This is a genomic window from Kribbella capetownensis (genome assembly GCF_004331485.1).
Lineage (GTDB): Bacteria > Actinomycetota > Actinomycetes > Propionibacteriales > Kribbellaceae > Kribbella > Kribbella capetownensis.
The window spans coordinates 300,325-315,823 of the sequence record NZ_SJKD01000009.1 but is presented as its reverse complement, the minus strand read 5'-3'; the positions used below and the strand labels follow the sequence as shown (position 1 = coordinate 315,823).

General features: G+C 68.3%; 10 protein-coding genes. 4 read left to right on the top strand and 6 right to left on the bottom strand.

The annotated features are described in order from the left end of the window. Positions 1 to 9: 9 nt before the first annotated feature. The 5 genes from glgB to arfA form a co-directional block, all read right to left on the bottom strand. Positions 10 to 2,247 carry a 1,4-alpha-glucan branching protein GlgB gene (gene glgB / locus E0H75_RS34485; protein ID WP_238163441.1) on the bottom strand — a complete coding sequence of 746 codons (2,238 nt, stop codon included), beginning with the start codon at positions 2,245 to 2,247 and terminating at the stop codon, positions 10 to 12. An 87-nt stretch (positions 2,248 to 2,334) separates the two neighbouring features. Beyond that, entirely contained in the window at positions 2,335 to 3,747 is a 1,413-nt protein-coding gene (locus E0H75_RS34480) for a maltokinase N-terminal cap-like domain-containing protein (protein ID WP_131517897.1), read from the bottom strand. Further along, a complete protein-coding gene (gene treS / locus E0H75_RS34475) occupies positions 3,744 to 5,468 on the bottom strand; it encodes a maltose alpha-D-glucosyltransferase (RefSeq protein WP_131517896.1) in 1,725 nt (574 codons plus the stop codon). Before treS ends, E0H75_RS34480 begins: the two co-directional genes overlap by 4 nt. Before the next feature lie 264 nt (positions 5,469 to 5,732). Next, entirely contained in the window at positions 5,733 to 6,287 is a 555-nt protein-coding gene (locus E0H75_RS45110) for a sunset domain-containing protein (protein ID WP_202873312.1), read from the bottom strand. 202 nt (positions 6,288 to 6,489) lie between these two features. Next, positions 6,490 to 7,413, bottom strand: coding sequence for a channel-forming protein ArfA/OmpATb (gene arfA, locus E0H75_RS34465; RefSeq protein WP_238163440.1), 924 nt, complete (start codon positions 7,411 to 7,413; stop codon positions 6,490 to 6,492). Positions 7,414 to 7,608: 195 nt separating this feature from the next. Here arfA and E0H75_RS34460 point away from each other — a divergent pair, with 195 nt between their 5' ends. From E0H75_RS34460 to E0H75_RS34445, 4 genes are all read left to right on the top strand, one after another. Beyond that, positions 7,609 to 8,829, top strand: a complete 1,221-nt coding sequence (locus E0H75_RS34460; protein WP_131517894.1) for a glycoside hydrolase family 18 protein — start codon at positions 7,609 to 7,611, stop codon at positions 8,827 to 8,829. Between the two features lie 195 nt (positions 8,830 to 9,024). Next, positions 9,025 to 9,573 (top strand): winged helix-turn-helix domain-containing protein, encoded by a 549-nt coding sequence (locus E0H75_RS34455; protein ID WP_131517893.1) that lies wholly within the window; start codon positions 9,025 to 9,027, stop codon positions 9,571 to 9,573. A 24-nt stretch (positions 9,574 to 9,597) separates the two neighbouring features. Then, complete coding sequence (gene folP / locus E0H75_RS34450; RefSeq protein ID WP_131517892.1) at positions 9,598 to 10,437, top strand: dihydropteroate synthase; 840 nt, start codon at positions 9,598 to 9,600, stop codon at positions 10,435 to 10,437. After that, complete coding sequence (locus E0H75_RS34445; RefSeq protein WP_131517891.1) at positions 10,416 to 10,808, top strand: NUDIX hydrolase; 393 nt, start codon at positions 10,416 to 10,418, stop codon at positions 10,806 to 10,808. The genes folP and E0H75_RS34445 overlap by 22 nt, the downstream gene beginning before the upstream one ends. 86 nt (positions 10,809 to 10,894) lie before the next feature. On the opposite strand, the gene E0H75_RS34440 is transcribed toward E0H75_RS34445, so the two are convergent. Beyond that, positions 10,895 to 15,298, bottom strand: a complete 4,404-nt coding sequence (locus tag E0H75_RS34440; RefSeq protein ID WP_131517890.1) for a S8 family serine peptidase — start codon at positions 15,296 to 15,298, stop codon at positions 10,895 to 10,897. Between the last annotated feature and the right edge of the window lie 201 nt (positions 15,299 to 15,499).

Below are 15,499 nucleotides of genomic sequence, written 5' to 3'. Positions count from 1 at the left end.
CCGTGAACGCTACCCGGTGTACCGCAGGTACAGCGTCGCCAGGGGTGGGACGGACAGCTCGGCGCTGGTCGACATGCCGTGCCACTCCGGTCCGTCCGCCTGGACCGAGCCGAAGTTGCCGACGCCCGAACCGCCGTACGTGTCGGCGTCGGTGTTGACCGCCTCCATCCACTCGCCGGCGTACGGGAGGCCGAGGCGGTAACCGTGGTGCGGTAAGGCGGAGAAGTTCGCGACGCATGCGATGGTCGGTTCGCCGTCGTCGCCGTACCGGACGAAGGAGAAGATGTTGTTGCTCGCGTCGTTGGCGTCGATCCAAGTGAACTTCTCCGGCGCGTGGTCGGTCCGCCACAGTGCGGCGGTGTCGCGGTAGACGCCGTTCAGGTCGCGGACCAGCTGCTGCAGACCACGGTGGTCCGAGTGGTCCAGCAGCCACCAGTCGAGCTCGCCCTTCTCGGACCACTCCGACTCCTGGCCGAACTCCGAGCCCATGAACAGCAGCTGCTTGCCCGGGTGCGCCCACATCATCGCCAGGTACGCGCGGAGCGTAGCCAGCTGCTGCCAGCGATCGCCCGGCATCTTGCGCAGCAGCGAGCCCTTGCCGTGCACAACCTCGTCGTGGGACAGCGGCAGAACGAAGTTCTCCGAATACGCGTACATCATCGAGAACGTCAGCTCGTGGTGGTGGTACTGCCGGTGGACCGGCTCGTGCTCCAGGTAGCGGAGCGAGTCGTTCATCCAGCCCATGTTCCACTTGAAGCCGAACCCGAGCCCGCCCAGATGCGTCGCCCGGGTGACGCCCGGCCACGAGGTCGACTCCTCGGCGACGGTGATGACGCCGGGGACCCGCTTGTAGAGGGTGGCGTTCATCTCCTGCAGGAACGAGACGGCCTCCAGGTTCTCCCGGCCGCCGTACTGGTTCGGCACCCATTGGCCCTCGGCGCGGGAGTAGTCCAGGTAGAGCATCGAGGCGACGGCATCCACCCGCAGCCCGTCGATGTGGTACTCCTCGGCCCAGTAGATCGCGTTCGCGACCAGGAAGTTGCGCACCTGCGGCCGGCCGAAGTCGAACACGAGCGTGCCCCAGTCCGGCTGCTCGCCGCGGCGCGGATCCGGGTGCTCGTACAGCGGCGTGCCGTCGAAGCGGGCCAGCGCCCAGGCGTCCTTCGGGAAGTGGGCGGGCACCCAGTCGACGATCACACCGATGCCGGCCTGGTGCAGCGCGTCGACGAGGTGCCGGAAGTCGTCCGGGTCACCGAAGCGCGAGGTCGGCGCGAAGTACGACGTCACCTGGTAGCCCCACGAGCCGCCGAACGGGTGCTCCATCACCGGCATCAGCTCGACGTGGGTGAAGCCCATCTCGTTGACGTAGGCAACAAGCTCGTCGGCCAGCTCGCGGTACGACTTCCCCTTCCGCCAGGAGCCGAGGTGCACCTCGTACACGCTCATCGGCTCGGCGTACGGCTGTGCCGCCGCCCGCCGGTCCAGCCAGGCCGCGTCGTTCCACTCGTACGACGACTCGTGTACGACGGAAGCGTTCGCCGGGGGAGTCTCGGCCAGGTTGGCCATCGGGTCGGCCTTCTGCCGCCAGACGCCGTCGCGGCCGCAGATGTCGAACTTGTACCGCGTACCCGGGCCGACGCCGGGGACGAACAGCTCCCAGACGCCAGACGAGCCCAGCGAGCGCAGCGGGTGCGCGCGACCATCCCAGAAGTTGAAGTCGGCGGTCAGCCGGATGCCCTGCGCGCCCGGAGCCCAGACTGCGAACGACGTCCCTGTCACCGCCCCGGTCGGACCGTCGTAGCGGCGGACGTGGGCACCGAGCACGGTCCACAACTGCTCGTGCCGGCCTTCGCCGATCAGGTGCAGGTCGACCTCACCGAGCGACGGGAGGTAGCGGTACGGGTCGTCCAGCTCGAGCGCCGGACCGTCGGTGTAGGTGATCTCGAGGCGGTAGTCGGGCACCTTGTCGATGTCCACCAGTACGCCGACCCAGACACCCTCGAACTCGTGCCGCAGCTCGAGCCGCTGGCCGTCGTACAGCACGGTCACCGACTGGGCGAACGGGCGCAGCACGCGAACCGTGACGCCGTGCTCGCCGAGATGCGGCCCGAGAACCTGATGCGGGTCGTGGTACGTCCCACCGACCAGCCGCTCCAGCACCGTCCGGTCCACCGGAACCGCTGTCACCACAGGCTTCTCCGCCGGTACGGCCGGCACCTCCATGGCGTCGTGCTCGCTCGCTCCCATGAACCCCATCCTGCCCGATCGAGTCTGCATTCACCGCACTCCGTACCCGCCGAGTCCGGACGTACACAAAGGCCGGGGACGGCGAGCCTACTTCTCGGCCAGGTGGGCCGCTGCGGAGAGTGGGATCTGCAGCCAGGTCGGCCGGTTCCGGGCCTCGTAGAGCACTTCGTAGATCACCTTGTCGGCCAGGAACGCGCTCAGCAGGACGTCCTGCTCGCGCGGGTCGGTGCCCGCGACCTCGGCGTACCCGTCGCAGAAGGCGCGCTGGTTCCGGCTCGCCCACTCGGCCGCGCGGTAGGCGATCTGCTGGTCGCCCTCGTGGTCGGCCAGCAGCGAGCGGGCCGCGTAGTCGAACGACCGCAGCATCCCGGCGATGTCCTTCACCGGAGTGTCCAGCGCTCGTCGCTCGATCAGCGACTTGGCCGGCTCGCCCTCGAAGTCGATCAGCTTCCAGCCGTCGATGGTCCGCAGCACCTGACCCAGGTGGAAGTCGCCGTGGATCCGCTGCACCGTCACCGGCTGGTCGAGCGCCGCCAGCGCGTCGAACGCGCGGGCGAGGCCGTCGGCGTACGGCATGAGCTCGGGGATGGCCATCGCGGCGAGGTCGAGGCGGCGGCGCATCGCCGCGGAGTGCTCGACCAGCTTCGACGGCTCCCAGATGTCCGTGCCGAGCGCCTTGGCCAGCTCGGAGTGGACCTGCGCGGTGCTCGCGCCGAGCCGGTGTGACTCGGCCGCGAAGTCCCCGCCGACCTCCTCGGCGTGCAGGTCGGCCTCGGCGTACAGGTCCCGCACCGACGAGGTCGCGAACGACCAGCCGTCGGTGGCGTTCTTCTGGAACGCCGTCATCATCGCCAGCTCACCGCTGTCGGTGCCGCCGCCGGCCCGCGGCCACGAGCCGCGCGCCGATCCGAGCACCTCAGGAACCAGCTCCGACCCGGCCTCGGTGAGCGCCGACTCGATCTCGACCCCGGGGTTGCTCCCGGGCTCGAGCCGACGGAACACCTTCAGCAGCGCCACGTCCGAGAACACCAGGGACGTGTTGCTCTGCTCCACCGTGAGCACCAGCGACTGCGCGTCCTCCGGTACGACGGTGCTCCGGTCGGGTGAGTGGACCGGGTGGAACTCCACCCCGTCCAACTTTCGTCCCTGGGTCAGCCCATCCAGCCAGTACGGCGTCGCTTCCTTGTCGTGCAACGCGTCGTACACCCAGACCTGGCCGCCGTCCAGATCCGGCTCCTCCCAGTCACCGACCAGGGCGTGGCCGAGGTTCTCGACCGGTGCCTGGTGGTAGCTGAGCGGCAGCTGGTACACCCGGATCGGGGTTTCCGATCCGGGCGGACCGGCGCAGTAGACGAACCCGATCCGGACCGCCGGCCAGACGCCGTCCCCGGACAGCCACACCGAGGTGGCCATCGCGTCGACATGGACGTCGTGTCCCTTCTCACCGAACCACCGCTGGCTCGCGCAGAAGGACTGGACCTGGTCCAGATGGGAAGTCACGAATTGCTCTCCTCATGGTCAGCCGGCTTCGCGACCGGAAGCCGGAACCAGTAGAAACCGTGGGAGCCGAGCGTCAGGAGGTAGGGCAGCTCCCCGATGGTCGGGAAGTGCACCCCGCCGAGCAGTTCGATCGGCTCCACCCCTTGCCACTGCCGCAGGTCCAGCTCGATCGGCTGCGGGAAGCGCGACAGGTTGTTCACGCACAGCACCACGTCGTCACCGAACTGGCGCACGTACGACAGCACGCTCGGGTTCGAACCCCCCAGGTCGGTGAAGGTGCCCATGCCGAAACACGGGTGCTGCTTGCGGACCTGGATCATCCGCCGGGTCCAGTGCAGCAGCGACGAGGCGTTCTCCATCTCGGCCTCGACGTTGACCGCCTGGAAGCCGTAGACCGGGTCCATGATCACCGGGAGGCCGAGCTTGCCCGGCGTGGCGGTGGAGAACGAGGCGTTGCGGTCCGGCGACCACTGCATCGGGGTCCGGACGCCGTCGCGGTCGCCGAGCCAGATGTTGTCGCCCATGCCGATCTCGTCGCCGTAGTACAGGATCGGGGAGCCGGGCAGGCTGAGCAGCAGCGCGGTGAACAACTCCATCTTGTTCACGTCGTTGTCCAGCAGCGGTGCCAGCCGGCGGCGGATGCCGATGTTGGCCTTCATCCGCGGGTCCTGGGCGTACTCGCCCCACATGTAGTCGCGGTCCTCGTCGCTGACCATCTCGAGCGTCAACTCGTCGTGGTTGCGCAGGAAGATGCCCCACTGGCAGGTCTCCGGGATCTCCGGGGTCTGCGCGAGGATCTCCGAGATCGGGAACCGCGATTCGCGCCGTACGCTCATGAAGATGCGCGGCATCACCGGGAAGTGGAACGCCATCTGGCACTCGTCGCCGCCGGACTTGCGGTCGCCGAAGTACTCGACCACGTCGGCCGGCCACTGGTTCGCCTCGCAGAGCAGGACGCGGTCGGTGTAGTTCGCGTCCACCTCCTTGCGGACCCGCTTGAGGAACTCGTGGGTGCGCGGCAGGTTCTCGCAGTTGGTGCTCTCGGTCTCGAACAGGTACGGCACCGCGTCCAGCCGGAAGCCGTCCACGCCGAGGTCGAGCCAGAACTTCAGCGCCTCGACAATCGCGTCTCCGACGGCCGGGTTCTCGAAGTTCAGGTCCGGCTGGTTGGAGTAGAACCGGTGCCAGAAGTACTGGCCGCGGACCGGGTCCCAGGTCCAGTTCGAGGTCTCGGTGTCGACGAAGATGATGCGCGCGTCGGCGTACTTGTCGTCGGTGTCGGACCAGACGTAGAAGTCGCCGTACGGTCCGTCCGGGTCCGATCGGGACGCCTGGAACCAGGGGTGCTGGTCCGAGGTGTGGTTCATCACGAAGTCGACGATGATCCGGATCCCGCGCGCGTGCGCGGCCTCCATCAGCGCGGCGAAGTCGGCGATCGTGCCGACCTCGGTCATCACGCCCGTGTAGTCCGAGATGTCGTACCCGCCGTCACGCAGAGGTGAGGGCTGGAACGGGGGTAACCAGAGGCAATCCACGCCGAGCCACTCGAGGTAGTCGAGTTTCTCGGTCAGGCCTTGCAGATCGCCGATGCCGTCGGCGTTCGAGTCCTTGAACGACCGCACGAGGACCTCGTAGAAGACGGCCCGCTTGAACCACAGCGGGTCACTCTTCGTCAGTCCGTGGTGCTGCTCCGGCAGCATGTCGGTCACGCTCACCTCCATCGGGTGTCTCCAAACCTAGCGGTACAGCGGCCTGCCGCCACGGCAGGTGGCGGTGTGTGTGGTGGGCTCGCCCGGACATGCACTGGTTCACGTACCCCGTTGCGGGGTTCGTACTCCGGCGGACGGGTCCGGAGAGGGGGCAGCGCGATGGATCCGGGGGAGACCGGTGATGTGGTGACGCCGTCGGACGGACGGTTCCGGGAGGGCGTTGCAGGTCAGTCTGACGGTCTTTTGCCAGTACAGGCAAATAGGGGCCTCGACGCCCTATCCGGCAGTGTTCCCCGGGTTCGCCGACTTGCGCGGGCGGCGGGTGTACTTGGTGAAACCGGCGCGTTCGGCGTCGGCTTCGCTGCGGAACCAGACCTCGGGTTTGGTCCGGCCGTAGTACGGCGAGTCAGGGGTGTGGAACAGCATCGACTGGGCGTTGCCCTTGATGGTGAACCCGTCCGGCGGACCCTGGTGCGGTACCGCATCGGCCGAGCCCACACCGTACCGTCCCGGCGGTACGTCGTCGTGCACCTGCGGCTCGGTCGCGTTTGTGTCGGGATCCGTGTCGGGATCCGTGTCGAACAGCATCAGCTCTTCGGGCCGGCCCGGTGCCATCAACCGGGAGAACACCGGCTCGGGTGCGGTCTCGGCCTCGGCCGCGCCGGCCCCGACCAGGACCGGTTCCTTCTCCTCGACCGGTTCTTCCTCGACGGGCACAGGCTCCGGGACAGCGACGGCTACGCGCCGGTCGAGCAGGACCCAGGTGATCGCCGCGCCGAGCACGAACGCCAGCAGGGACCACAACCAGTTGTTCCGCAGCAGCGAGCTCATCAGTGCGCGCCCTTCGACGGCCGGAGGCGGTACACCAGCCAGGCCGCCGCGCTGCCGAGCACGAACGAGACCAGCAGCAAGATCCAGACCTGTGCGATCAGCCAACTCATGGAGTCCCCTAGAGAATCTACGGACCACGGATCCCGACGACGGTAGCGGATAGAGCCTGCGGATAGCACCAGCGGGCAGGCTGGGTCGGGCGCTACAGGACGCGGATCTCGACGCGGCGGTTCGCGATCCGGCCGGCGGGCGTGCCGTTGCTCGCGGCCGGGAAGGATTCGCCGTAGCCGTTGGCGACCATCCGGTCGGAGGCGATGCCGAGCCGGACCAGTTCGCGCTTGACCGCGGCGGCCCGCTGCTCGGACAGCGGCAGGCTGGATGCCGCGGAACCGAGGTTGTCGGTGTGACCGGCCAACTCGGCCCGCACGGTCGGACACGACTTGAGCAGCGTCGCGGCCCGGGCGACCGACGGCTTCGAGGCGTTGTTCACGATCGACGTCCCGGACAGGAAGATGATCGTGTGCTGCCGGGTGAACTCCGACAGCCGGCTTTGGAACGTCCGGCACGGCTCACTGACTTCCGGCTTCTGCGCCGGGACCTGCATCTGGTCCGCGATCACCGCACCCGGGACCGCCTTCGCCGCCGCGCGGGCCACGGTGGCCTTGGTCGCCTGCTCCGGCACCTCGCCCGTCAGTGTCACCGTGGTCCCGTCGTACCGGACCGAGGCGTCGCCGGTCCCGATCGCGAGGGCGTGCAGGAGCGAGGAGAGTACGGCGGCGTCGGCCAGGCCGGTCGCGGCGTCGACCGTGATCCGGTTGTCGAACTCGCGGTCCGGGCCGAGCACCTGGTCGACGTCGGTGGCGATCGCGTCCTTGACCGCCTGGTCCTTCACCACGGTGCGGACCCGGATCGAGTTGTCCGTCCGGCCCACCTCGAACGGCGGCATCGACGACTCGGTGCGTGCCTCGGTCGGGGACGGCGTACTGCTGGAGGTCTGCGCTGCGGGTGCGGATTCGTCGTCCTCGGTGTCCGCGATCGACGGGATCAGCACAGCGGTCAGCAGCACGGGTACGGCGAGGGCTGCCAGCAGCCAGACGACGACCGGCCGCCGAACGAATCCGGGCACTGTTCCTCCGTCGGGTGCGGTCAAAGAAGTGACCGTGCGCGTGGACATTACTCCGCTTGGCGCCCCGACTGCACAGCAGCGACGGGAGCGTCGCGATGATCACGGGATCATTTTTATTCGAATGTCTTCTTTTCTTAACCTGGAGTACTCGGTAGGGTGCGGACAGTTCCCTCACCGCCCCCAGGAGGTAACGACATGCGAATCCGATTGCTGGTCGCCACTGCGGCCATGGCTCTGCTCGGCGCGGCCGTCGTACCAGCCGCATCGGCCTCGGAGCCGACCCAGACCCCAACGGTGACAGCCGGCCAGCGAGTCGTCGGCTACTTCACCGAGTGGGGTGTGTACGACCGCAACTACCACGTGAAGAACATCAAGACGAGTGGCTCGGCGGCGAAGCTGTCCACGATCGTCTACGCGTTCGGCAACACCGCCGGCGGCCGTTGTGCGGTCGGTGACTCCTACGCGGCGTACGACAAGTTCTACGACGCGGCGTCGTCGGTCGACGGCGTGGCCGACACCTGGGACACCGGCGCGCTGCGCGGCAACTTCAACCAGTTGCGCAAGCTGAAGAAGGAGTTCCCCGACCTCAAGGTGGTCTGGTCGTTCGGTGGCTGGACCTGGTCCGGCGGCTTCACCGAGGCCGCGAAGAACCCGGCCGCGTTCGCCGACTCCTGCTACAGCGTGGTCAAGGACCCGCGCTGGGCCGATGTGTTCGACGGGATCGACATCGACTGGGAGTACCCGAACGCGTGCGGCCTCAGCTGCGACACGTCCGGACCCGGTGCGTTCAACAACGTGATCACGGCGCTGCGCAACAAGTTCGGCTCGTCTGCTCTCGTCACCGCCGCGATCACCGCTGACGGCACCGACGGCGGCAAGATCGACGCGGCGGACTACGCGGCCGCGGCCGGCAAGCTCGACTGGCTGATGCCGATGACGTACGACTACTTCGGTGCGTTCAGTGCTCAGGGCCCGACCGCACCGCATTCGCCGCTCACGTCGTACTCCGGGATCCCCACTCCCGGCTTCTACAGCGACGCGGCGATCCAGAAGCTGAAGGCGAAGGGCATCCCGGCGTCGAAGCTGCTGCTCGGCGTCGGGTTCTACGGCCGTGGCTGGACCGGCGTCACGCAGGCTGCTCCGGGTGGCACCGCCACCGGTGCGGCGCCAGGGAAGTACGAGGCCGGGATCGAGGACTACAAGCTGATCTCGACCCGGTGCCCGTCGACCGGGACCGTCGGCGGTACGGCGTACGCGTTCTGCAACGGGCAGTGGTGGGGGTACGACACCCCCGACACGATCCGCGGAAAGATGTCGTACGCGAACAGCCAGGGACTCGGCGGGGCGTTCTTCTGGGAGCTGTCCGGCGACACCTCCGACGGGACGCTGATCAGCGCGGTCAAGTCGATCGGCTGACCCCGACCGAACCGCCCACCGGACCGCCGGCCGCGCCCACCGTCCTGGGCCGGCCGGCGGTTCCTCGGGTCAGTGGTCTTGTCCTGTCTTGGACAATTCGCATTTGTGCCAGGTCCGCGCGCAGGGAATCCCTTGACTTACTTCGCGCCGTAAACCGTACTTAGTGCGGGCCGGCGTTGAAGGGGAGGGGCGCATATGGAGAGGCCGTCGGATTCGTCGTTGATCATCGGGGTGGCCACGTCCAGGGCCGAGCGGGTGCGGCTCGCGCGGTTGCTGGCTGGTGCGGATGCATTGTTGCTGGTGTCCAGTGCGGAGCAGGCCCGTACGTTCCTTGCGCTGACCGGGGTGACGTCGTCGTCCGGACCGGTGGTGCTGACCCCGACCGTGCTGCCCACTACAGAGCAGCCTGCCCAGATCATGGCAGTGCCGACCGCTGAGCCCGAGCCGGTGCAGGAGGAGGAGCTGTTCCTGGACGTCGACCGGCGGGTGGTGCGCTGGAAGGACCGCGAGGTCCCGCTGACGCGACTCGAGCACGACTTCCTGCACTGCTTGGTGGAGGAGCCCGGCCGGGTCTGGACGTACCAGCGCCTGCACCACGCGGTCTGGGGCAACGAGCACCTCGGCCACGGTTCGCACATCCATTCCGTGGTGAAGCGGCTCCGCCAGAAGCTCGCCAACCTCGGCGCCACCGTCACCATCCACGCGGTCCGCGGGGTGGGCTTCCACCTGCTCCCCACCAACTGACCTGAGGTAGCGTTCAGCCTCACCATGCTCCAGCCCGGGTACGACGGTCAGCCCCGCCTGGTCGGCATCGTCAACATCACCGAGGACTCGTTCTCCGACGGCGGTCGCTACCTTGCGGCCGACAACGCGATCTCCCATGCGCACCGGTTGCACGCCGGCGGCGCCGACATCATCGAACTCGGCCCGGCGTCCAGCCATCCGGATGCCGCCAAGGTGACGCCCGAGCAGGAGATCGCCCGGCTGGCTCCGGTGCTGGACGCACTGGCGGATCTACCGCTGGCCGTCGACTCCTACCATCCGGCCACGCAGCGGTACGCCGCCGAGCACGGAGCGACGTACCTGAACGACATCCAAGGCTTCCCGGACCCAAGTAGGTACGACGAACTGGCCGCGATGACGTGTCAGTTGGTGGTGATGCACTCGGTCCAGCGCCTCGGGCCGGCCACCAAGGTCCGGACCGAACCACAGACGATCTGGCCGGCCATCGAGCAATTCTTCGACGCCCGCGTCACGGCCCTCGAATCAGCCGGCCTCGCCCGCGACCGCCTGATCCTGGACCCCGGCCTCGGCTACTTCCTGGGCAGTACTCCGGAACCGTCGCTCACCGTCCTGGCCAACCTCAGCCGCCTCAAGAGCCGCTACGACCTACCGGTCCTCGTCTCCCCGTCCCGCAAGTCCTTCCTGCGCACGCTCACGAACACGGCGCTGTCCGACATCGGCCCCGCCACGCTCGCCGCCGAACTCCACGCCACCACCCAAGGCGCGGACTACATCCGCACTCACGACCCGGCCGCACTCTCCACCGCACTCATCGTCCACACCACTCTGACGAATGGCGCCGAATGCCTCAGCACGAAGCGATAGTCGCCGTACTGCGACAAGCCGACCAGGTACTCGTCATCCGCCGCGGCCCGGGGGCCTGCATGCCCGGTTACTGGGCGCCTCTCAGCGGAACCCTCGAACCCGGCGAGAGCCAGCAGGAGGCCCTCGTCCGCGAGGTCCAGGAGGAGATCGGCCTGGCGGTCACCCCACTCGCCAAGGTCTGGGAATCGGCCACCGCCCGAGGCGACTACCTTCTCCACTGGTGGACCGCGGCGGCGTCACCCGGCGAGGTGACGGCGGATCCGCGTGAGGTGAGCGAGACCCGCTGGGTCACTCCCGCACAGTTCCTTGCGTTGGAGCCGATCTTCGCGGGCGACCGGGAGTTCTTCGGAAAGATCTTCCCGCGGTTGTGAAACGGGACCGGCCCCACCCGGAAGATCCGAGTGGGGCCGGCCCTGACTGCGTGACTGCTACTTCACTGCTACTTGATGGATTTCAGCTACTTGATGGACTTCAGCGCGAAGTCCTCGGTGACCGGTTCACCGGCGACGAGCCGGGTGGTCCGGGTCTGGGGCTTGTAGCCGTCCTTCGCGGCGATCAGGGTGAGCGGGTTGTTGCGACGGTCCAGCCAGTAGGCGTAGTTGCCGTCCTTGTCGGTGATGAAGGTGTAGGACTGCGCCCACGAGTCCACCTCCACGATCGCCCCCGGGAGCGGCGCGCCGGCGCCGGACGAGCTGACGCCCGTGACGGTGCCCTGCAACTTGCTCCAGGTGTTCGGCGGGGTGACGTTCATCGTCACGTCCACCGCGGGAACGGAGTAGGGGGTGTTCTCGCCGATCGTGACCTGTCCGCTGTACTTGCCGGGCTGGTCGACGTTCGCGTTGAGCGTGACCTTGACGGTGGTCGACTGGCCGGGAGCCAGCGTCGACTCGGTCTTGTCGATGGACATCCAGCTCACGTCCGCCGACGACTCCGAGCAGCCCTCGAGACCCGGCAGGGCCTCGCTGTCCACCGTGGCGGTGAAGCCACCGGACGAGCCACCGATCTTGTAGAAGCCGCACGCCGCGCCACCGCGGTACCGCGGCAGGTTGGAGTTCGGCAGGGCGGACCAGCTGTCGGCCGCCGGGTCGTAGGCGAACCCGGCGTTGGTGACGGCACCGGCCTGGACACCGCCGACGACCAGCAGCTTGCCGCTGGCGACGGCGTACGACGCCGCCCAGTGGTCGGCCGGAGCGTCCGGGATCGGGGTCCACGAGTTCGCACCCGGGTCGTAGACGTAGGCCGACTTCAGCGAGTTCACGCCGTCGTTACCGCCGGCGCAGTACAGCTTGCCGTCGATGGCGCCGCAGGATGCGAACGCGACCGACTGCGGGTAGTTCGCCAGCGTCTCCCAGCTGTTGGCGGCCGCGTCGTAGCGGACCACCGTGTTGCTCATCGGGAGACAGCCCGAGGTCGTGCAGCCGCCGACGGCGTACAGCTTGCCGTCGAGAACCGCCTGACCTGCCGCGGCCCGCGGTGCCGGGTTCGCGGCGAGCGCGCTCCAGGCGTTGGCGGCCGGGTCGTACGCCCAGGTCGCCGGGTCCGGACCGGCGTCGGCCCAGCCGGAGCTGGCAATGATCTTGCCACCCACGACACCGACGGTGATGGCGTTGCGAGCAGCCGGCAGCGGAGCGATGGCGGTCCACGCCAGCGTCGCCGGGTCGTACACGTAGCTGTTCGCGGACGAGACGCTACCGTTGCCACCGGCAATCGAGTAGATCTTGCCGTCCAGGTTGACCACCCGGTTGTCCATCACGGTCGCCGGGTAGTCGGCGATGTCGGCCCACGGTGCGGCCAACGGGTTCGCGGCCGCGGTCTTGACGGCCGTCTTGCCCGACATCACCTTGCCGAACGAGGTCGGCACCTGCAGTCGCTGCAGCGGGGCGCCGGTGCCGGTGAGCACCTGCGTCTTGCTGGTGGTGGAGCCGTTCGCGTTCTGCAGCACGAAGCCGTTGTCCCGCTCGCCGAACTTGACGTCGGCGTCGGCACCGCCGGTGTTGGTGACGGTGAACGACTTGGTCACCTTGCCCGACGGCAGCTTCAGGTTGCCCGAGATGCTCCCCGGGGTGACGCTCAGCCGGCCCGCGGCCAGCGAGTAGTCGGCCGCGGTGACCCAGTCGGCCTCGACGCCCACGGTCTGCTGCGCCGTGACGTAGTTGCCGGCCTTGGCGGTGAAGCCCTGGTCGCCGGACTCCGAGGAGTACAGCCAGTAGAAGCCGTCGTTCAGACCGGTGTCCTCGGGCGTCGCCACGGTGGTCGCGGTCTCGGCCGGGTTGCCGTCACGGGTGACGACCGCACCGTTCACGAAACCGTTCGTGTTGGCGTCCTTGACGTTGCCGACGACGATGCCGCCACCAGCAGGCTCACAGGTGACCTGGCTGCCGATCAGCACGTTGTCGACCTGCCACCACCACTCGTACTGCGCGTCGTAGTAGTGGAAGCGGACCTGCACAGCGGACTTGCCGGCCGCCTGCGGGATCGCGATGTCCTTGAGCCCACGGATGTCGGCGGCCTGGGTCAGTACGTTGGCCCAGGTGGCACCGCCGTCGATCGACAGGTCCACGTCGGCCTTCTCGCCGCCGAGCCAGTTGAGGTCCTGGTTGAACCGGATCACCGGAGCGGTGACCGCGGTCAGGTCCACGACCGGGCTGACCAGCGAGGTGTCCTGCGAACCGCCCGGACCGTACTTGTCGCTGTCGATGATCGCGGTACCGCCGGTACCGCCGGCCAGGTTGCCACGGGCACCCGGGTCGTTGAACTGCCAGACCTGCCCGTTGCCCTTGTTGTCGACGACGGACCAGCCGCTCGGGGTGCTACCGGAGTCGAACGTCTGGTAGGTGCCGTCGGAGCCGTACCGGTAGCCCGGCGCCGTGGTGCAGGCGTCGGCACGGACCGGGACAGCGATGTTCTTGGTCAGGTTGCCGGAGCCGACCGTGATCGGCTCGCTGACCGTCTGGTAGCCCGGGAACTGCGACTCCACCTTGAGCGAGTACGACGCGCCGGCCGGAACCTTCAGGCTGAAGCGGCCGTTGGTCGGGGTGGTGTAGTCGAACACGCCACCCGGACCCTCGACGCTGACCTTCGCGTACAGCGGCCAGCCGTGGCCGGAGCCGTCGGTGATGCTGCCGCCGACGTTCACCTGCGGCGAGCTCACCAGAGCGAAGTTCTGGGTGCTGGTGTTCCCGGTGGTGATGGCGACCGTGGCGGTCTGGGTCTGGTACCCGAACGATGCCGCGGTCAGGTCGTAGCTCCCGGCCGGAAGGACGGACGAGAACGCGCCGGTGCTGGTGGTGGTCAGCACGCGGTCGGGCTGGCCGGCCTGCTTCACCGTCACGCTGGCGCCGGCGAGCGGGGCACCACCGGTGGCGGCGGTGACCGTGCCGGACAGGGTGCCGGTGTCGCCGATCGGCGCGGCGTTCAGCAGGGCGAGTGCGTCCAGACGGCCCTGGCCGAACACGTTGTTGTTGGCGTCGGTTCCGCCGCACTGGCTGTTCGGCGTGTCGATCGCGGTCTGGTTCAGCAGCGTGCGGGTGGCGTCGACGTGACCCTTCAGGGCCGGCGAGGCGGCCCACAGCAACGCGACAGTGCCCGCGAGGTGTGGGGTGGCCATCGACGTGCCGTTGAAGGCGCCGTAGGTGTTGCCGGGGAGGCTGGACCGGACGTTGACGCCGGGGGCCGAGATGTTCGGCTTGATCGTGCCGTCCTGGCCGACACCGCGGCCGGAGAACGACGCGATGTTGTTGTTGATGTCGTAGGCGCCCGCCGAGTAGTTGCTGGTCAGGCTGCCCGGCGACCCGCTGCTGTTGCAGCCGAGCTCACCGCTGTTGCCGTTGGCGAACGCACCGAAGATGCCCGATGCCGCCCAGTTGAGGGTGATGTCCTCCATGAACGGGTCGTTCGACGGCAGCTGCGAGCCCCAGGAGTTGTTGATGATGTCCGGCCGCTTGCTCGCGTCCGGGTTGTTCCCGGCCAGGTCGGTCGGCTCGAGCATCCACTGACCCGAGGCGATCAGTGCGTCGTCGGTCGGGCAGCAGCCGTTCGCGGCGATCCACTTGACTCCCGGCGCGACGCCGATCTGGTTGCCGGCGCCGTCGTCACCGGCCATGGTGCCCATCGTGTGGGTGCCGTGACCGTTGCCGTCGCACGGTGCGTTGCCGCAGGTGCCGGCCGCGTCGAACCAGTTGTAGTTGTGGTCGAACGTGCCGTCGCCGTTGTTGCCGCGGTACTGCTTGACCAGCGCCGGGTGGTCGTACTGGACCCCGGTGTCGATGCTGGCGATGGTGATGCCTTCGCCCTTGTCGCCGAACTGCGACCAGACGTCGTCGGCGTTGATGTTGGCGATGCCCCACTCGACCGCGTTGATCTCGTGCTCGGTCGTGCCCTGGGTGACCTTGGGCACCTCGATCTTCATCGGGGCGTACAGCCCCTCGACCTCGGCGTGGGTGGCCAGGTTCTGGGCCAGGGCGAGCGATCCGCTGTTGATCCGGATCGCGTTCGTGCCCCAGAAGGCCTGGTACTTGACGTGCTGCGCGTCCAGCTCGGCGCGGATCTTCGCCTGGCTCTGCGCGGCGGTCTTGCGCAGCGCTGCGGCGACGGCGGTGCCGCGCTCGTTCCAGTTGGTGATCTTGCCGGCGGCGGTCAGGTCGGCCTTGGCGGCGAACCGGACCCAGTAGTCGGACGCCTCCTTGGCGTCCTTGCCGTCCAGTTGGGCCATCAGCTCCGGCTTGATCTTGCTCGCCGGAGTGGCCTCGGGCTTGGTGGGCGGTGACGCCTGCGCCTGGCCGGCGCCTGCCAGCCCGGTCGCGACGACGGCTACCGTCGCCAGGGCGCCCACCAAAGTTCTGGCGAGCCCCCTTCGTCTCATGTCTGACATCTCTGCAGCCCCTCACTTGAAACGACCCCGAGTCGACTCCCCCGAGTCATTTGGTGCAGAGGTGCAAGGGTCCTCGCGTGGGCGGATTTCGAGTCCCGTGGCGAACGCTCCGTGCCCCCCAGGTCGCGACATGTGACGCCGCGAGCCTGACGAGGACCCTATGTGTCAGATCAGAGGGGGAACAAGCACACA